The sequence below is a fragment of the Methylophilus sp. Leaf414 genome, assembly GCF_001425425.1.
GTDB lineage: Bacteria > Pseudomonadota > Gammaproteobacteria > Burkholderiales > Methylophilaceae > Methylophilus.
In genome coordinates, this window is the sequence record NZ_LMQQ01000001.1 from 674192 (window position 1) to 693854 (window position 19663).

Consider the following 19663-nt stretch of genomic DNA (forward strand, 5'->3'; position numbering starts at 1 on the left):
AATCCCTTTAAATTCAAACCCTTTGCCTAGTCGCGAGTAAAAATAAAACATGAGTAATAAAAAATATTCCACCGAAACGATCCTGAGCGTTCACCACTGGAACGACACCCTGTTTAGTTTTAAGTCCACGCGCGACCCAGGTTTGCGTTTTGAAAACGGCCAGTTTGTGATGATAGGCATGGAAGTTGACGGCCTGCCACTGACTCGCGCCTATAGTATTGCCAGCCCTAATTACGAAGAGCATCTGGAGTTTTTCAGTATTAAAGTGCCTAACGGCCCGCTGACTTCACGCCTGCAGCACCTTAAAGTGGGAGACCCATTACTGGTGAGCCGCAAGCCGACCGGTACACTGGTGACGCATGATTTGAAACCAGGTAAAAACCTGTATTTCTTCTCTACCGGAACCGGCCTGGCGCCTTTCATGAGCCTGATCCAGGATATCGAAGTATATGACCGCTTTGAAAAAGTCATCCTGATTCATGGCGTACGTTATGTAAATGAACTGGCCTATGAAGAATTCATCACCAAAGATTTGCCGAATAACGAATTCTTTGGTGAAGAAGTGAAGAACAAGCTGATTTACTATCCGACAGTGACACGCGAACCATTCAGAAACCAGGGCCGCCTGACTGACCTGGTGGAAAGCGGCAAGCTGTTTGAAGACATCGGCCTGCCACCGCTAAACCCGGAAACTGACCGCGCCATGATCTGCGGTAGCCCGGCCATGCTGGTAGACACCGCTGCCATGCTGGACAAACGCGGGTTCAAGGTTTCACCGCGTATCGGCGAGTTGGGTGACTATGTGATTGAGAAGGCTTTCGTAGAAAAATAAGCCTGCTCACAAAAACTAACACAGCATATGATCGCAGTGTCCGGATATCAATAGTATGAGCAAGATATCTGACACTGCGATTTCTTTTGAGCAAGCTGAGCTCTCTGACCTGCCGGCATTAAGCGCCCTGCTCACCCTGCTGTTTTCGCAGGAGCAAGAATTCACACCTGACCCTGCCGCCCAGCAATTAGGCCTGGCTGCTATCCTTGAGCAACAGGACAGCGGCCGTATCCTGGTGGCACGATATCAAGGTGAAGTAATTGCCATGGTAAGTTTACTGTTTACAATCTCCACCGCATTGGGTGGCCGTGTTGCCTTGCTGGAAGATATGGTCGTAAACCCGACACATCGTGGCAAAGGTATAGGCTCGCAATTGCTGACCTATGCCCTGGCGTTTGCCCAGATGGAGCAGATACTCAGAATTACCTTACTCACAGATCACGACAATCTAGCCGCCCAGCACTTCTATCAACAGCATGGTTTTCAGCAGTCCGGCATGCAGGCGTGGCGCCTGATACTTTAAACTTCTGAGTTGGAATCGGGCGAATTAACGTCGGGCATCTTTCATGCCAATGGCAACCACAATCGCCAGCACAAACACGACGGACAGTAACAAAAAACCCTGCGCATAGGCCTGGAAGGTTCCGGCAGAGGTTGCGCCGCACATTTCCTGCCGCCATTCGAGAAACACTGCCATCATAGTCACACCGACCACGCCACCCAATTGCCTGGCATAACTGACCACCACCGAAGACTGCCCTAAATCTTGTGGTTCCATCTCGTGCAAGGTAGCAAGATTGAGTGCGGGCAGGATCATACCGAGGCCGATACGGCCAACCAAAGTGGCGGCGACAATTTCCCAGTATTGCACCGTATCGGCCGCGACGACAAACACCAAAAACGAGGCGCCAAATATAGACAACCCTGCCAGTGTGATGCGCCTCGGGGACAATTTATCCGCCATTTGCCCGGCAAACGGGATCGTCAGCACCAGCGCGATGCCTGAAGGGAGCAGCAACAATCCGGCGTCAGTGGCACTAAAAGACAAGGCTGTTTGTAAAAATACCGGTATCAAATAGGTAGAGGCAAATAAACCAAAGCCATAGGCAAACGCCACGAAAGTACCGCGGCTAAAAGTTGGTTTGGAGAACAGGTGCAATTGAATAATAGCGTGCGGCAACCTGCGCGCATGGCGTATGTAGCATGCCATGGAGACGACTAGCAATGTGGCATAACCTAAAGTCCACAATGCTATCAAGCCGCTATGATGCAAACTGGATACAAACTCGATTAATCCTATGGAGGCGGCAGATAGCCAGCCCAGGCCTGACCAGTCAAATGGTTGCACCTCCCTTTTGCGTGGCGCCGGCAACCAGATGCGGGCGGCGATCAGCGCCAGGAATGCAAACGGCACACCTAACAGGAAAATAGCTTGCCAGCCAAATTGGTCCAGCATCCAGCCGCTGATGGAAGGTGCAATCGCAGGCGTAAAAGCAATGCCGACAATCAGGATGCCTGATGCGCGCCCCTGGATATTAGGTGGAAATAAGCGCATCAATGCCATGATGCCCAGCGGTTGCAACACGCCCGCTGCCAGGCCTTGCACCAGGCGTGCGATAACAACGTGGACAAAGGTATGCGAATAAAACCCTGCCACACTGGCGGCAATCAACAACCATAAGGCTGCCATAAATACTCGCCGCAGGCCAAAGCGCTCAAGCAGCCAGGCAGCAGGCAACATGGCAATGGTCATGGCAGCCAGGAAGGCCGTCATCGCCCACTGCACATGGTCTTGCCCCAAGTGGAACGTTCTCGTTAACGCTGGCACCGCCACATTGAAACTGGAGGTACATAGCACGCCGGCTATCGTGCCCAGGCCAATGATGCATAACACCATCCACTTATACTGCTCACCATAATGCTGCGTTAAGGCATCATAAGAATGCACTCGTCTAAACAATCTCACAGATTTCGCCTGTTCTTTTTATTCAGCGTAAATAGCCATACAGCATTGTGACTTACATTTACCGAAGCCGGTTCACCATGAAACGAAATAGACTAGCCCCGCACTATATGGTTATCGTTAAACCACCAGGACGCTTAAGTGATTAAGCCTTCGCGCCAAAGCTTGAAAACATACCCGGCTAAAACGCGCTCTTGATGACGCCACCATCTACGCGTAAAGCAGCACCTGTCGTTGCGGAAGATAAGGGGCTGGCAATATAGGCCACCAGATTGGCGACTTCTTCAGTGGTAGCAAATCGCTTGATCAGCGAGGTTGGCCTGACATGCTCAAAAAACTCCTGCTCGAATGCTTCCTGTGATTTGTTTTCTGCCTGAGCAAGTGCTTCAACAAAGTCGCTTACCCCACGGGATCGTGTAGGTCCGGGCAATATGCTGTTGACGGTAATCTGCGTCCCCGCCAAAGATTCGGCCAGACCACGCGCGACCGCAATCTGGGCAGATTTTGTCATGCCGTAATGAATCATTTCTGGCGGAATCTGCACGCCGCTTTCACTGGAAATAAACACGATACGGCCCCAGTCTTTTTGCTTCATGCTGGCCAGGTAAAGCCTGGCGAGACGAACACCACTTAATACATTCACATCAAAAAAACGCTGCCAGTCAGCGTCAGGAATATCTTCAAAATTCTTGGGCTCGAAGATCCCCAGATTATTCACCAGTACATCGATTTCCGGTTAGTCCGCCACCAGCTTCTCGGCCACCTCTGCCTGCGTTAAATCTCCGGCAAAGCCTGAAACCTTTTTACCGGTCGCATGCTGAATATCCTCGATCGCTTGCTGGACCGAACGTTCAGAACGCCCGTTAATGACTACTTCTGCACCTTCTTTTGCTAATAAGGTAGCTATTGCCAAACCGATCCCCGCCGTGGAGCCGGAGACCAATGCCTTTTTACCTCCCAGTTGCAAGTCCATGAACGTGCCTTTCCATTTAGTTTAAAAATTGACAGTTATTCTATTGCGACTTGCGTATTTGCGCCATGCAAGAAAAGATGCTTCGGCGTTTCGGAATTTTCCTGAGAATAGCCTCTGCAATCGGCTCAAAATCTATAGAGATACCCCCCTAATCTATGTGCTGTCAAAGCACCAGCAGCTTTACCTTTGATGTTTATACGGCAACATAAAAATTCAATCATTCTCACAATTACTGATCCAATAAAAGAATAATCATTTAAATTAAATCAATCACTTAGCCCAAGTGAGCAAATGACGCAATCCGCTTTTCCAAGCTGGCATGCTAGATGCTAAAGAGATCAGCACCAGAAACGAATAAAGATTGACCTGCCATACGGGAATCATCATTCAAAAGATATGACCCGACTATCATTTTTTCAAAATCAAGGAGATACCTTTGAAAACCGCCCATCCATTAGGCATCGCAGCGCTAGCACTGACTACAGCCACTTCATTCATCGTACCTGCGAATGCACACCATGCCTTTTCAGCTGAGTTCGATGCCAACAACCCTGTTGAGGTTAAAGGGGTAGTTACCAAGCTGGAGCTTACCAACCCACACAGCTGGTTATACATAGACGTTAAAAACCCTGATGGAAGCGTGACGAACTGGGGTTTTGAATTCGGGGCGCCGTTCAGCCTGCGCGAAAAAGGAATTAATAAAACCGTTCTCAAAGCAGGGGTAGAAGTTTCAATCAAAGGCTACCGCTCTAAAAACGATAAAGAATATGGTTATGCAGTGACTACTACCCTTGCGGATGGCCGTAGCTTCAAAACAGGCGGCGCGCAGGATGCTCCCACAGTAAACCCATAAACATTTTAATTATCATCCATTTAAGGAAAACAAGGAGTCACTTTGAAAACGCTATCCTTACAGCTCGGTAAGCCATCCTGGCGCGTCGGCTTGCACGCTTTGATCCTGGTCGTGGCAAGTACCCTTACCAGCCAGGCTTATGCCGCTGAAAAACTGCCGCGCCTGGCTAATGGCAAGCCTGACTTTTCCGGCATCTGGCAAACCACCAGCGCGGCCGATTATGATCTTGAGCCACACTCTAATCGCAAAGACGCCCCACCAAGTGCCGGCAACGTTGAGGGCAACCTGATTCCCTACCTGCCCAAAGCATTGGAGCAACGTAAGAAGAACTTTGAAGCACGCGCCACGGATGATCCTGCGCTCAAAGGCTACACTTTAGGTGCGGTGAGAGGTGTGTATTACCCTGAACCGTTCCAGATATTCCAGCGCGCCAATGACTTGTTCGTTGTACACCAGTTCGGCCATTCGGTACGTACTATCTACACCAACGGTACAGACCATCCCCTGGAACCTAATGACTGGTGGTTAGGCGACTCCCGCGCAAAGTGGGAAGGCGACACGCTGGTAGTGGACGTCAAGCACTTCAATGGCAAGACCTGGCTGGACCGTTCCGGCAACTTCCACAGTGATGCACTGCATGTGGTTGAAAAATGGAAATACCTGGACGCCAATACCATCGAGTACAAAGCCACGCTGGAAGATGAAAACGTCTACAGCAAACCCTGGACACTGAGCGTAATCTTGTACCGCCACCGCGAAAAGAACTTCCAGTTGATCGAGGATTACCGTTTCACCCTTGATTACGATGAGTACTATCCACCTAAACGCCCGGCCAACGCCGAATAGCTCCTTTACGACATCGCGATCACTAAAGATAAGTAATCTATCAAGAGAGAATAAGTATGCAAACCAACTCATCTATCAAGCATCCGCTGGCCTCGTTGTCAAATGTGGTGGCGGGTTGCCTGTTACTCACCCCGCTGCTTGGTATTTCTGCCGATCAGCCAGCAAAAACGCCACCGGCTAAACCAGTTGCAGCGACAGCTGGCAGCACGCAAGGTACGCCCAACCCTGAAGTGGCCCGCTGGGAAAAAGAATTTCCGGCCATCGCTTCAGGCAAATGGACTGGCGCACGTACTGCGGACGGTCAACCGGATATTTCAGGCCACTGGTCCAACACCATTGCCAACCACAACAATTTCACTGACCCGCAAGGCGGTATTCCTCACGACCCTAACCCTAACCGCCTGGCCAAAGGTCCGCGTAATGAACGCGCGCCTAGCCGAGTCAGCGACCCGGCAGATGGCCAGTTGCCATTACGGCCATGGGCTTTGGAAAAAGTGAAGGAGTTCCAGATCGGTTTCCACGACCCGAAAAAGCCTGAGTACATAGAACCATTGGCTCGTTGCGCGCCTGGCGGCGTTCCCAAGACCTTTACCTGGCACGGTTTCGAGATCAGCCAGTATCCCGGTTACGTGCTGTTCCAGTTCAACTCCGGCACGCGCATTATCCACCTGGATAACAAACCGCACCTGCCGGACAACATCAAGCTGTGGAACGGTGATTCGCGCGGCCACTGGGAAGGCAACACGCTGGTAGTGGATGTAAGCAACCATAACGGTAAAGCCTTATTTGGCCGTTCTGGCGAGTTCGTTAGCGAAAATGCAAAAATCCAGGAACGCTATATTTTTGATAAAGACAACAAACGCTTTAACTATGTTGCGACGTTCGATGACCCTGAGGTTTATACGCGACCATTTACAGTGACCATACCCGCCAAACGCTGGACAGCTGCTGATAAGACCAATGGCTGGCAATTTGAAGCCACTATTGCCAATCACCCACAGGGCAAAGTGTTTCTAGATCGAGAAGAACGTATTTGTACCGAAAATAACGGTGGATTCGGTTTAGGCGCCCGTAGATAAGAAACTGTTAGAGACTCAAAAGCCGGAAGCGAATGCTTCCGGCTTTTTTATAAATTATTTTGTATCTAAAATGATACAAGTTGAATCTATCATTCATTATTAATCATTAAAATGACGTCAAAAACAAACATCATGTTTCTGTATAAACAGTTTGCTTGAAATATGTTTTATCATCAACAAAATAACTCATCCACCCACGTATTTACATAAAAAAACACAATACTGAATGTTTATTTTTCATTAAAAATCAATTACTTATTAAATCACATATAGATCACACCGATTAAAACTCCCTTACTCTGGATTTGGAATGCAAGTTGCTAAAACCATGGCACCTCAAACAAGTAAAGGGACTCTAAAAGTGAACTATATAAAAAAATACCCGGCCGATCAGATTGTCCGGCCGATCTTCCGACGAACATTGATTAGCATTGCCGTTGCCGGACTTTCGCTGACTGCAGTTAATCCAGTCTACGCGGCTGACGATCAGGAAGTGAACGAACTAAGGCAAGAGGTCGAAAGACTGAAACAAGCGCTTAGTCGTTCTGAAAAAGCCTTGGCGGAGGAAAAGTCTGCGAAAACTAGCACCGAAAAAACCGACAATGAACAGACTACAATTCCACAACAGGCACAGACGACACCACCGGAAGATGCCAACGAATTGGATTCATTGGTCGTAACAGCAAGGAAGAAAAGTCCACTGGAAAATATTAAAGACAAACCCTCTTCTGTATCAATTGTCAGCGGTGAAGAACTTGATCGCTTTCAGGCCACAAACGTGACTGAAGTGTTGCGTCGCATCGGTAACGTCAATTTTAACTATGGCAACCCACGAACAGGTTCTTTGACATTACGTGGCATTACTACCGGTTCCAGCGACCAGATCGATCCGACTGTAGGCGTGATGATCGATGGGGTCAGTATCGCATACACACCCTTGTCAAACGGCTATATATATACCGACATTGATACTGTAGATGTCACACGTGGCCCACAAGGTACAACTGGGGGCAAAATAAGTAATATCGGCCGAATCACCTTTAAAACCAAGGAACCCACGTTCACTCCGGTGGCGAAAGTGGCCCAGACTTTCGGAGAGTGGAAGACTTCTAAAACCCAAGGCGTGGTTGGCGGCCCTATCATTGATGACTTACTGGCTTGGCGCGGTAGTTTTGTGCGTGAGCAGCAAGAAGGTCCATTTAAAAACGAGTTTCCGGATTCCGAAGGCAGAGCTTCTTACCAGAACACAGACCGAACCTTTGGCCGTATCCAGTTTTTGCTGACGCCTTCAGAAAATTTTAGAGCCAAGCTCAGTTATGAATTACAACCTAAAGGCTCAGAGTTTGTAAACGGAAATACCGTGCGCCATCCAGAACCAACCACATTTAGTAACGGCGTGGCAAGACCTGCAAACCTGGTTGATACGAATTACAAAAAATACATCAGCCGGGCTTGGTTCAATTCGAATCCAACGTTCTGGAATCCATCCACATCATTTTATGGAGACATGACTAATTCTGATAATAACGGTGCAATTATCACCAGCTCAGAAGGGTTGACCGGGAATCTATACTGGAATGTGTTGGGACATGAACTGCGTTCAACCACAGGTTGGCGTACCCATTGGTTTAGTGCCTCTAATGATGAAGGCACCCCCTACGACATTACCAAAAGTGGTGGCTACATTACAGAATACAAACAGCTCAGTCAGGAATTCCACTTTAACTCTCTCAAAGACGAAAACAGCCTTGTTGATTACCAGGGCGGTTTGACATACCTCAAAAGTGACAATCAATCCTTGGGAGGTCGTACACGTTATGGTAGTGATGCGGGTGCATTTCAGGCGAGTGATGCTCAATATACAGCATTAACAAGTGGTATCACCTTTGCACCTGCAATACCACCAGCAGCTCCGCAGCCGAATGTAGGTGCAACTGGTGCTGATGCAGGAGCAGCGCAAGCAATGCTAAGGGATTCTTTAAATAATGCTTACCGCTCGCAGGACACCCGCATTCAGAACAAAAGTGTAGGCATTAACGCACAAACAGACTGGCATCTTTCCAAACCTTTAACACTTACCACCGGTTATGCAATTGCTCAGGAAGAACGTCAAACCACACAAGGACTATTCTTGCTTGATCCAGGTGTTGGGCAAGACTTCACCACCGCATTCGTCAATGGCAACAATCCTTCTAGCGCAGAAGCCATAGCCGCAGCAGATCGCTTGGCCGCCAAGTATTTTGGTGCGGGTAAAACTTTCGCTGTCGGCAGCGCTAATCCCCTTAACAATAACCAACGTGCGCTGCTGCAAAATGCTGCAGCTGTCAGAAACGGCGCTTTACAGCCTACCCAGCTTTACCCTTACAAAAAAGCAAAACCTTGGGATGGTACAGTACAAGCTGCTGTAGTGACTTTGACTGACAAACTCACGGATGAAGTTTCAGTATATGGCTCTGTACAGTACGGCGAGAAAGCCGGGATTGCACAGGTTAATGCAGGTGGCGCAACCGCTTTGATCGCCAAGGAGCGAACCACTGGCTTTGAGCTGGGAGCTAAAACCAGCCTGCTGGATAATAAGCTGTTATTCAATGCCAACGTTTATGTGAACGACATAAGAGATTTCCAGACAACTGTTGCCACGGTGGATCCGGTACAGACGGCAGCTAACGTGGTTGGAGGAACTTGTAGCGGTGCCGATTGCCAGGCATTTACCAGCCAGGTAGGCAACGTGCCTAGGGTGCGCGCCAAAGGTGTGGAAATCGATACCTCTTATATTGGCCTTGAGCATTTCAACTTTCGCCTAGCTGCTGCATACAACGATGTACGTTATGCCGAGGATAATTACATTGCTTTCCCCAGTGAGCGTGACACTACAAACATAGCTGCAAATAGACGTTTTTATAATGCGAAGGGTGACACACTCACACAGGCGCCTAAATTTACTGCTAACCTCTTTGTAGGCTCTACGCTGCCGGTATTCGGCAATCATGTGTTCCACGCGGATGCCAATTACAAATACACCACCAGTTTCTATACCAGCACATCGGAATATGACAGAGTGGATGCTTACGGCCTGTTAGATTTAGGCATAGGTATAGGCCGCCGTGATGGACTGTTTGATGCCAACATCCTAGTTAAAAACGCGTTTGACAAAGAATACAACCCGTATGGCTTCGCCAGCTATACACCATCATTACCACGTTGGATAGGAGTTGTATTTAGCAGCAAACTTTAATGAAAGAGTAGGCAAAATAAAACCAGCGTGAAAACGCTGGTTTTTTTATTAGGGCATATCAAACAAAAACTTATAAATCATGGCAGGACTTGCAGGTACGCGATAGCACGGTCGCTTTTTGACCCGCATGCTCGAAATCACCGGCGTCGACCAGGAATTTAATCTCCTTGGTCAACTCATGGCTTTTTTGTGCCAAGCCTAACTGCTCATCAGAATCAGCTTTGAGCGTGTAATAGGACTCCACCTTGGAAAACATGCCTATTAATCGCTGCACGTCATCATTGCTGGCTGTCTTGTTATTCAACGCCAGGTGATTAGTCAGGCTTTTGCTGGTATCTTCAACGTCATGCATGAAGTCTTCATCGACTTCAAAATCTCCGGCCTCTACGCTCCACGTGGTGGCCAGCATGACCGCCAGCATCATGACTACCTGCAAACGCATTATGCCAGCAGTTCATCAATCACCCGGCCATATACCACAGTCGGTCTCTCAGAACGTCCATTATTCAGATAGGTTACTTTGAGGTGATCCAGGCCTAACAGATGCAGGACAGTTGCATGGAGGTCATAAGTGTCAACAGCATCATCTTTATTTGTTACCTTCAGGCCAATGGCATCGGTTTCACCATAGGAGGATCCTGCTTTCACACCACCGCCAGCAATCCATTGGGTGTAGCCAAAGGCATTATGGTCACGACCAGTGCCGCTTTCACTCCAGGGTGATCGGCCAAACTCTGAAGCCCATACCACCAGCGTACTATCCAGCAAACCACGTGATTCGAGGTCAGCCAGCAAACCGGCGACCGGTTTATCCACCATACGTGACATCAGGCCATGGTTGCCGTCCAGGTCATGGTGCGCATCCCAGTCATCGGCAGAACCTTCCGGCCTGTTATCTGGCGCGGCGGATACCACTTGCACAAACCGTACGCCTCTTTCCACCAGACGACGTGCACGCAACAAAGTGGCGCCATACCCTTCACTGGTGTTGTCATCCAGGCCATAAAGGGCTTTGGTCGCAGCGGATTCTCCTTTAAGGTCTACGGCTTCAGGCGCCGTCAGTTGCATACGTTCAGCCAATTCATATGACCGTAACCGCGCTTGCAACTCGGTATCATGGGTGTGTCCCAAACCACGCAACCGGTCTAGCTGGTTAAGTAAGTCCAGCGAATTCCGCTGTTGTGAAACTGAGCGCAGTTCGGGGCGATCCAGATAAACAATAGGGGAATCACCAGGACGGAAAGCGGTACCCTGGTACACAGCCGGCAGGAAGCCGGAACTCCAGTTGACCGAACCGGCATCCGGTTCACGCATGCCGTTGTACAGCACCACATAAGAAGGCAGGTCGCGGTTGGCTGAGCCAAGTGCATAATTCACCCAGGCGCCGAGTGAAGGCCGGCCAGGGTTTAAATCCCCGGTATTCAGCTTGAGGATAGAAATATCATGCGTGGCACCCACGGTCACGCTGGAGCGAATAAATGCCATCTTGTCGGCCTGACTGGCCATGTTAGGCAGCAGATTTGAAAACCAGGCACCACTGTCACCATGCTGCTTCCAGTCACGGTTGTTAGCCGCATACAGTTTGCCTACGCCCCCTTGAGTAAAGGTTTTAAGTCCTTTGAGGAAAGAGGCTGGTACATCTTGCCCGGCCAGCCTGATCAGTTCCGGTTTATAGTCAAACAAATCGAGTGAGGAAGGCGCGCCTTTCATATGCAGCCAGATCACCGACTTCACCTTGCCGGCAAATTGCGTCGGTTTTGGTGCGAGAGGATCCACCAGATCGGACGCCATGGCCGTCCCAATAAAGCCAACGCCTGGAATAAATCCGGCCGCAGCGGCTGCGCCACCCAGGCCTAAACCGGCATTGATCAAAAACTTCCTGCGACTGTCATTCATTGTTTTCCCCAAAACTTAAAAACGTTAATCCTAGAAACTCACATTTAAGGTAATACGGACTTAGAACCTGTATACAAACTCATTGGTATTCACCAGGCTTTGCACCATATCGACAAAAGCTGCGGTACGTACCGGGTTAAGGTGGCTGGTATCTGCCACACCTATGGGCACGGCGACAGCAAATCCGCCATCCTTGGCCTGCGTTTTAATGATGTTTTCCTGCTTATTCAGGAAAGCCTGCAATGAGGCGCGCTCCTGGTTGCTAGGCAAGCGGGAGAAGATCACCTGATACAACCGGTCCAGCTGTGCTTTTTCATTGGTACCGGCTTCATTTATCACACGGCCAGCCAGCGACTGCGACCAGTTGACCACCAGCGGGCTGTTGAATAAGGTCAACGCCTGCAAGGGAGTGGTGGTGACATCACGTTTGTGATGGGCCTTGGAAGGATCCGCCGGATCAAAATTCTGCAACATCGGATAGGGCAAGCTGCGTTTACTGTAGATATAGATCGAACGGCGGTTCCAGTCAGATGTGGTTTTTGAAACCGGCCACAGGCGGTTGCCATTCTCATCCACAGGCCCCTGGTCGCCAGCCGTCACAGGCGGCAATACCGATGGGCCGCCTACTTCCTCGTTTAGCACGCCAGCTACATAGAGCAGAGAATCACGGATCACTTCAGCTTCCAGTCGTTTGCGCGGATAAGTTGCCAGCAATTTGTTTTCCGGATCGACTTTGGCCGCTTCCGGACGCTCTGCTGAAGATTGGCGATAGACGCTGGACAGCAGAATCTGGCGATGCAGTTTCTTGATGCTCCAACCCTGCTCGGTGAAGTTAGTCGCCAGCCAGTCAAGCAGTTCGGGATGCGTAGGTTTGTCGCCGGCACGCCCAAAATTCTCAGCCGTGGAGATAATGCCGCGGTCAAAGTATTGCGCCCACACGCGGTTGACATATACACGGGCAGTGAGAGGATTTTCCGGGCTGGCCAGCCAGTTAGCGAGCGCAGTCCTGCGGCCTGAAGAAGTGGTGGTCGGCTTGATGTCGAGTGTGGCATTGCCCCACAGCTTTGGCAGGCCTGGCTGCACAGCTTCGGTTGGCCGCTCATGAATACCACCGAACCGTACAAAGGTCGGTGGGATATCAGTCGCGCTCAGCTCTGCCGCTGCAGTGTAATTTGAGGAACCACTGGCAGGTTTCAGGTCATCAAACTTGCGTAATTCTTTCTGCAGGCGCTGGTATTCATCCCACGCAGCCACCTTATCCGGCGTATGCTCCGGATGCTCCTTGGTTTCAGCCACCAGTTTCAGGTAGCCGGTGCCGCCATTCACGCCAGACACAGATTGCCAGCGGAAATTAATCCATTTATCCAGCCCGTTCTGTTCCTTTTCCGGCTTTTGCAAGGCAGCCAGGGTGTCGGTGATATAGCGCGACTTCTGGTACTGAATGCTGGCATCCTTGTATGGATCCAGCACTTTGCGCTGAGCATCACGGATATGTTTGGTTGCGGCCTGGTATTTGACAAACTGCTCCACATATTGCTTGTCCCAGACACTTTCAGACCCTTTTGCCAGCTCTTTTTTGGTGTCAAACACCGTGTTGGAGAACACCGATTGGAACTGGAAATACTCTTTCTGACTGATTTTGTCCTGCTTGTGGTTATGGCAACGCGCACATGCCATGGTGGTGGCCAGGAAAGTCTCGCTCACATTGTCAGCAATATCGGTTTCAATCTGGTATTTGCGCTGTATCATATCGCGCGAATTGCTGTTATCAGGATAGCCAGCGAGATAACCGGTGGCGATTTTCGCTTCCTGGCTGTCCGGCCATAATTCATCCCCGGCAATTTGCTCCTTGATAAACAGGTCAAACGGCTTGTCCTGGTTAAAGGCCGCAATCACATAATCGCGATAGCGCCAGTTATTTGGACGCCCGGCATCATTCTCAAATCCTGCACTATCGGCATACCGCGCCAGATCCAACCAGCGACGTGCCTGACGTTCTCCGAAGCGAGGAGATGCCAGCAGGCGATCTACCAGCTTTTCATAGGCGTCAGAAGACCTGTCAGCGGCAAAAGCCTTCACCTCTTCGGGGGTAGGTGGCAAGCCCCAGGCATCCAGGGTTGCCCGGCGGATAAAAGTTACCCGATCAACTTCTACAGCAGGCTTTAACTGTTTACTTTCCAGCTTCGCCAGAACAAAACTATCGATAGGCGTGCGTACCCATGCTTTTTGCGACACCACCGGCACAGCAGGTTTTTGCGCTGTCTCATAAGGTGACCAGCGTTTTTCTGTCACTGAATTAGCCGGACTCCCCTCTTCAGCCATTAACGGACCAGCAAATAAGACTGACAGTAAAGCCAGGCACTGTATGTTCTTCATTGTTTTTATTTCCATCATCAGGTAAATGTTAGAAAACGCACCGTATCGGTTACAACACCATGACATCAACGGCTACAGGGGATATAGCAAACGCTATACCAGATGACAAAAATGCTTACATCACATAACTTATTGCAATAGAAACAATGAGATAAGAATTAAAAAAGCAGGCCGGGAGATAAGAAAAATAATTTAACAAAAGAAAATTTGTTTTAAATAAAACAGTAGGCTGTTGCAGCAACAACAGCTTAAAAATCCAGATCAGCAAAAATACCAACAAAAAAACCATCACCAGGCCTGGTGACGGTTTTTCTGATGACATCAGCTTTGAACTGCTAAACCGAGTTAGTGATTACCGGATAAAAAATTAAAATACTCATTCAAACCACTGTGGGTTAAAAACTAGAATTTAATTTTTGAAGCGACCAGCGAAGCGGCAGCTGTCCTGGTTTCCACCCCGAGTTTCTGGAACACGTGTTCAAGATGTTTATTGATAGTGCGCGGGCTGGTACCCAGGATCTCACCAACGTCCTTATTGGTTTTGCCCTTGACTGTCCAGTAAAGCACTTCTGATTCACGTTTGGTGAGCTGGAATACCTTACCCAGTGATTCAATCTGCAGTTCGTCCGAGTGCTCGCGCAGCACGATTACCCATTGCTCTTCACTGGTATTTGCAACCGTGAGGCTGAGCCGCGCACTGCCTTGATTAACATTCAAGGTTTGCATGGTTTGCTTGGCGGAAAATTGCTGTACACAGTTTTCCAGCCATTGATAAATCATGGGTGGCAAAGTCTGCACTGCGCTGTAAGCCTCTTTGGCTACCCATTCGGCGAAATACTGTTCCAGGTATTGCTTGGCTAACGGCGTTTGCCATACCAACCGTTTATCCGCAGGTAGAATGGCTATCGTGGCCTGGCCAAAGGCATCCAGGGCAGAAGTGGCCTGATGCATTTTTGTGGCATTCTGCACATGCGCTTTCACGCGGGCCAACACTTCCGCCGGACGCACGGGCTTGGTCACATAATCCACACCACCGGCGTCAAACGCCATGGTGACGTGTTCAATTTCAGTCAGGCCGGTCATGAAAATCACCGGGATATGCTGGGTTTCGGCAGTGGCCTTGATGCGCCTGCAGGTGGCAAATCCATCCAGGCCGGGCATCATCGCATCCATCAGGATCACATGCGGCTGCATCAGGTGGGCGACCTGCAAGGCCATTTCACCTGAATTGGCGACACAGACCTGATAGCCAGACTCATCCAGGGCATCATGCAGATAAGCCAGGTTTTCCGGCACATCATCTACAATCAACACAGTATAGTTTGGGTTGGTCATTTTGCATCCTCAATCAAGCGTTGCAGTGTAGCAAAATCAAAGCGGTCTATGGCCTGTTGCAGAGCGTTAATCAATGTTTGATGATGTGAATGTTTTTGCGCCAATGTCGCAAGTACTTCTCGCGCACCTTTGACATAGCCGACCTTGGCATACTGCATCAGGTTTTCAATTAATTCTTCCGGAATAGCGGGGGCGTCTTTTGGAACTGGTATCGCCTGAGCGTCTGACAGCAGTAACTGGGTTTCTTTGTTGCTATCTACATACCGCCAGACCAGGCCCAGGCGGTGCCCTACCCAATCCAGCACTTCGTCCAGATTCACCGGTTTAACAAAGAAATCCTGTGCCGGTATTTTGGCCTGGTTATCCAGGCTGCGGTCGTAGGCATTGGCAGACACAATCGCGATAGGAATCTGCGAGTGATGCACCTCGCGGATAATATATGCGGCTTCCCAGCCATCCATCACCGGCATCGCCAGATCCATCAATATCAAATCAGCTTTCACAGTCCGATACTGATTTACACAAGCCTGGCCATTGGCCGCCTCGTGGATAATAAACCCAAGCGGCTGCAAGGTATCCCGCAACAACTCTCTATCGACCTCTTCATTATCCACCACCAGAATAGTGCGGGGCGAGCCTTCGTAGCCGGTACGTTGCCTGACCGCCTGTTTGGATAAATGCGCAGTCTCGCGAATTTGTGGTAAAAACAAACGGATATCAAAACGTGTGCCATACCCGACCACGCTGTCGAAATGAATTTCACCACCCATCAGTTGCGTTAAAAGCTTGCTGATCGTCAAACCCAAGCCAGTGCCCCCAATGCCGACCACATTCGCTGCACTGCCCCGCTCAAATGGCTCAAAGATTTTCTCAACCTCATTCGGAGCAATACCGGGGCCGGTATCCTGAATTTCAATCTGTGCAATTTCACGTGCGTAGCTGATGCGGAAAGTCACACTACCCTTGGTGGTAAATTTCACCGCATTACCGAGGATATTCACCAATATCTGCATCAGGCGCTTGTGGTCTGCACGCACATATTCAGGCAAGGTGCCGCTCTGTTCAAACTTGAAAGTCAGGCCTTTATTTTGTGCCTGGATTTCAAACATACTCACCATATGGCTGATGAATTCGGGAAAATGCAGTGGCTTCACATCAAACGCCATTTTTCCACTTTCAATACGCGCGATATCCAGCGTACTCTCAATCAGCGACAGCAAATGCTCGCCGCCACGGCTGATGGTTTTGATTGCCTGTTTACGATGCGCAGGGATACTGTCATCGTTAGTCAACAATTGGGCATAGCCAAGAATGCTATTGAGCGGCGTGCGCAATTCATGGCTGATGCCGGTAATGTAACGGCTCTTGGCCTGGTTAGCCTCTTCAGCCAAGCGGCGGGCTTTTTGCAATTGGGTATCGGTTTTTTTATGAGATTCAATCTCTTCCAGCAACAAGCCCGTCTGCCGGTTGGATTCTTCCTGTGCGACGCGGCGGCTGGCAGAAGTCAGCACCAGCCACCAGGCCACAATGCCGCCCAAAAACAGCAATGCAACAAATACCTTGAGATAGCCAGAGCGGAAGCGCGCCATCAGTTCAGGATACTGCTGCCCTATGGTCAATGAATCATGCAGGTAAATCAAGCTGATGGTCGCGCCAAATAACAGCATGGCTATCACCATCAGCAACAAGAAGTGCGCCACACCACCGTTAAGATGCGGCCAAAAGCGCTTTGGCAGGATTTTTCTATTGACTGCTTCCCACTGCGCACTTAACCGTGCCTGCGGTTTACAGGCATCATGACATCTTGCGTCCAGGCAGCAGCATAAGGAGCAGATCGCGCCGCCATATGCAGGGCAATGCGCCATATCGCTAACTTCATATTCCCGTTCACAAATCACACATTGCTTGGTCGCTGAAGGTTGCAGATAGATCGGCCGCTGCCTGGCCAGGTAATACTTGCCTTTGGTATACCAGGCAATCAGCGGCGATAGAAGCATCGCGGTAAATAATGAAATAAAAGTAGAAAAGGATTGCGCTACTACGCCCATGACACCGGTGTAAGCCGCAATCGAAATCGCCGATGCAATAAACATGGCCCCCACGCCAACCGGGTTGATGTCATATAGATAAGCACGGCGGAATTCAATGCCTTTCGGGCTTAACCCGAGCGGTTTATTAATGACCAGATCAGCAACCACTGCAGCAATCCAGGCAATGGCAATATTGGCATACAGTCCCAGAATTTCTTCCAGTGCCTGGAACACATTCAGCTCCATCAGCACAATGGCAATCATCACGTTGAAGGCTACCCAGACGATACGCCCGGGATGGCTATGGGTGAGCCGCGCAAAAAAATTAGACCATGCCAGTGAGCCGGCATAGGCATTGGTCATATTGACCTTGATTTGCGACACACAGACAAATAAGGCCGTGATTGCCAGGGCAATATCGTGATTGCTGAATACATGCTCAAAACCAACCAGATACATGTGCGTCGGATTGACCGCAGAACTGATTGGCATATTTCGAGTAAATACCAGGTAGGCTAACAAAGCCCCTGCCAGCATTTTGAGCATGCCGAGAATGACCCAACCGGGGCCAGCCATTAATACACCAATATTCCAGCGCCAGTAATTTTCTTTAGTTCTCGCCGGCATAAAGCGCAAAAAGTCGACTTGCTCGCCAACCTGCGGAATCAGCGCCACACCAACAGCGGTCGCCGCACCAAACATCAACCAGTTGAAATGCCCACCATTGGTGGATGTCCCGGCAAAATTACTTAGCCTGTGCAACACATCGGGATCAGCATGCAGAATCGCAAAAAATGGCAGGAACATCAGCGCGATCCAGATCGGCTGCGTGATCATCTGGATGCGGCTGATCAGGGTCACGCCATGTGTGACTAACGGAATGACAATCAGTGCGCTGACCAGGTAACCCAGGTATAGCGGCAAATGGAAATAGAGCTCAAGCGCATAGCCCATAATCGCCGCTTCCAGCGAAAACAGGATAAAGGTGAACGAGGCATAAATAAAAGACGATATCGTCGAGCCGATATAACCAAATCCGGCGCCGCGGGTCAGCAGATCCATATCCAGCCCGTATTTGGCCGCGTAATAGCTGATAGGCAGACCGGTCAGGAAGATAATCGCGCCGACAGCCAAAATCGCCCATAAGGCATTGGGGAAACCGTAATTAATGGTGATTGTGCCGCCAATCGCTTCCAGCACCAGGAAAGAGATGGCGCCCAACGCAGTATTGGATACCCGTAAAATGGACCATTTGCGAAAGGCACGCGGCGTGTAGCGCAGCGCATAATCCTCAATCGTCTCGTTCGCTACCCAATTGTTATAGTCGCGACGAATCTTGACGATACGCTGTATCGGTTCGGCAGTAATTTCGCTAGCTAATCCGGGAGACGGCGTAGACAATCAATAACCCTTTAATGATGACAGGCTTTAATAACAGGCCTGTGGCAATGCACCACAGACCAAAAACTTTCCCCACGCTATAGTAAGGTCTGCAGGTAAATCAATCATTACGTTAATTGACGTAGCGATGAAAGGCAAGCAACATCACAGGCCTTTACATTAAAAAAGCGGATCTCAATGATCCGCTTCCAGGTGATTCGTATTTATAAATTCGTGATCAGGCAATCAGCCAGTAAGCACCCAGGCCCATCATCATGCCGCCCAGCAATTGCGTAGTGGCTTTTAGCCACGGCTGTTGCTGGCGACCCAATATCCAACCCAGGCCATGCAGGGTGGCTGTTGCCAGCACCATCCCCGTTAATGAACTCCAGCTTTGGCCAAGCTCAACACCATGCACATAACCATGCGCAGCCGCGACTAAAGCAACTACACCAAACTGCGTCCACCTAGATAACTCAACCCGAGCGACCAGCAGCCCACCCATCACCAGCACAGTGGCCGCCACCATGACTTCCGCCAGTGACATCGGCAACCACACCATCGCCAGTGCCGCGAACACTGCCATCACACTGACAAACAACACTGGTAATTGCCAGCCCTGCTGCGCCTGGCGACGTGCTGCCCAGATACCTAAGGACAACATCACCAGCAGATGATCCCATCCGGTCAGTGGATGAAAAAAACCAGTGGCGAACCCCGCCTGTAAGTCATGTCCAGGATGCGCATATGCCACACCCGATAACACACTAGCCCCGATACCTAAAAGAATACTTTTTTTCATAGAATCTTCTCCCACAACATTTCAATTACTAATAGATTACTTAATTTGCCCCAACCTCGGCTC

General features: G+C 49.8%; 13 protein-coding genes and 1 pseudogene. 6 read left to right on the forward strand and 8 right to left on the reverse strand.

Annotation, left to right across the window (positions count from 1 at the left end):
• The first annotated feature begins 49 nt into the window (after positions 1–49).
• Positions 50–832, forward strand: coding sequence for a ferredoxin--NADP reductase (locus ASG24_RS03310; RefSeq protein WP_055826285.1), 783 nt, complete (start codon positions 50–52; stop codon positions 830–832).
• A gap of 55 nt (positions 833–887) precedes the next feature.
• Positions 888–1355: a GNAT family N-acetyltransferase gene (locus tag ASG24_RS03315; RefSeq protein ID WP_055867786.1), complete on the forward strand. Its 468-nt coding sequence runs from the start codon at positions 888–890 to the stop codon at positions 1353–1355.
• A 24-nt stretch (positions 1356–1379) separates the two neighbouring features.
• On the opposite strand, the gene ASG24_RS03320 is transcribed toward ASG24_RS03315, so the two are convergent.
• Together ASG24_RS03320 and ASG24_RS03325 are read right to left on the reverse strand one after the other, a co-directional pair.
• On the reverse strand, positions 1380–2798 hold the full coding sequence (locus ASG24_RS03320) for an MFS transporter (RefSeq protein ID WP_055867788.1): 1419 nt from the start codon (positions 2796–2798) through the stop codon (positions 1380–1382).
• 178 nt (positions 2799–2976) lie between these two features.
• Positions 2977–3768, reverse strand: a pseudogene (locus tag ASG24_RS03325) (SDR family NAD(P)-dependent oxidoreductase).
• A gap of 436 nt (positions 3769–4204) precedes the next feature.
• On the opposite strand from ASG24_RS03325, the gene ASG24_RS03330 reads away from it, so the two are divergent.
• The 4 genes from ASG24_RS03330 (at position 4205) to ASG24_RS03345 (ending at position 9781) form a co-directional block, all read left to right on the forward strand.
• Positions 4205–4621: a DUF6152 family protein gene (locus ASG24_RS03330; RefSeq protein WP_229007741.1), complete on the forward strand. Its 417-nt coding sequence runs from the start codon at positions 4205–4207 to the stop codon at positions 4619–4621.
• A gap of 42 nt (positions 4622–4663) precedes the next feature.
• Entirely contained in the window at positions 4664–5467 is an 804-nt protein-coding gene (locus tag ASG24_RS03335) for a hypothetical protein (protein ID WP_229007742.1), read from the forward strand.
• A gap of 56 nt (positions 5468–5523) precedes the next feature.
• Positions 5524–6546 (forward strand): hypothetical protein, encoded by a 1023-nt coding sequence (locus ASG24_RS03340; RefSeq protein ID WP_055867791.1) that lies wholly within the window; start codon positions 5524–5526, stop codon positions 6544–6546.
• A 361-nt stretch (positions 6547–6907) separates the two neighbouring features.
• A complete protein-coding gene (locus ASG24_RS03345; protein ID WP_162241152.1) occupies positions 6908–9781 on the forward strand; it encodes a TonB-dependent receptor in 2874 nt (957 codons plus the stop codon).
• A gap of 70 nt (positions 9782–9851) precedes the next feature.
• Here ASG24_RS03345 and ASG24_RS03350 read toward each other — a convergent pair whose 3' ends face one another.
• The 6 genes from ASG24_RS03350 to ASG24_RS03380 form a co-directional block, all read right to left on the reverse strand.
• A complete protein-coding gene (locus ASG24_RS03350; protein WP_055867797.1) occupies positions 9852–10223 on the reverse strand; it encodes a hypothetical protein in 372 nt (123 codons plus the stop codon).
• Positions 10223–11677 carry a DUF1501 domain-containing protein gene (locus tag ASG24_RS03355; protein WP_055867801.1) on the reverse strand — a complete coding sequence of 485 codons (1455 nt, stop codon included), beginning with the start codon at positions 11675–11677 and terminating at the stop codon, positions 10223–10225. Before ASG24_RS03355 ends, ASG24_RS03350 begins: the two co-directional genes overlap by 1 nt.
• A 60-nt stretch (positions 11678–11737) precedes the next feature.
• Positions 11738–14053 carry a DUF1549 and DUF1553 domain-containing protein gene (locus ASG24_RS03360; RefSeq protein ID WP_082487965.1) on the reverse strand — a complete coding sequence of 772 codons (2316 nt, stop codon included), beginning with the start codon at positions 14051–14053 and terminating at the stop codon, positions 11738–11740.
• Positions 14054–14455: 402 nt separating this feature from the next.
• The gene (locus ASG24_RS03370) at positions 14456–15388 is read right to left on the reverse strand and encodes a response regulator (protein ID WP_055826302.1); all 933 of its coding nucleotides are present in this window, start codon (positions 15386–15388) and stop codon (positions 14456–14458) included.
• Positions 15385–18819, reverse strand: coding sequence for an ATP-binding protein (locus ASG24_RS03375; RefSeq protein ID WP_055867809.1), 3435 nt, complete (start codon positions 18817–18819; stop codon positions 15385–15387). Before ASG24_RS03375 ends, ASG24_RS03370 begins: the two co-directional genes overlap by 4 nt.
• 217 nt (positions 18820–19036) lie before the next feature.
• Positions 19037–19600, reverse strand: a complete 564-nt coding sequence (locus ASG24_RS03380) for a HupE/UreJ family protein (protein WP_055867811.1) — start codon at positions 19598–19600, stop codon at positions 19037–19039.
• Positions 19601–19663: the final 63 nt, after the last annotated feature.

Bases quoted from the DNA above. Each gene is read 5' to 3' on its own strand.
- ASG24_RS03355 (WP_055867801.1), bottom strand. From the start codon at position 11,677: ATGAATGACAGTCGCAGGAAGTTTTTGATCAATGCCGGTTTAGGCCTG.
- ASG24_RS03380 (WP_055867811.1), bottom strand. From the start codon at position 19,600: ATGAAAAAAAGTATTCTTTTAGGTATCGGGGCTAGTGTGTTATCGGGT.
- ASG24_RS03340 (WP_055867791.1), top strand. From the start codon at position 5,524: ATGCAAACCAACTCATCTATCAAGCATCCGCTGGCCTCGTTGTCAAAT.
- ASG24_RS03370 (WP_055826302.1), bottom strand. From the start codon at position 15,388: ATGACCAACCCAAACTATACTGTGTTGATTGTAGATGATGTGCCGGAA.
- ASG24_RS03350 (WP_055867797.1), bottom strand. From the start codon at position 10,223: ATGCGTTTGCAGGTAGTCATGATGCTGGCGGTCATGCTGGCCACCACG.
- ASG24_RS03315 (WP_055867786.1), top strand. From the start codon at position 888: ATGAGCAAGATATCTGACACTGCGATTTCTTTTGAGCAAGCTGAGCTC.
- ASG24_RS03360 (WP_082487965.1), bottom strand. From the start codon at position 14,053: ATGAAGAACATACAGTGCCTGGCTTTACTGTCAGTCTTATTTGCTGGT.
- ASG24_RS03310 (WP_055826285.1), top strand. From the start codon at position 50: ATGAGTAATAAAAAATATTCCACCGAAACGATCCTGAGCGTTCACCAC.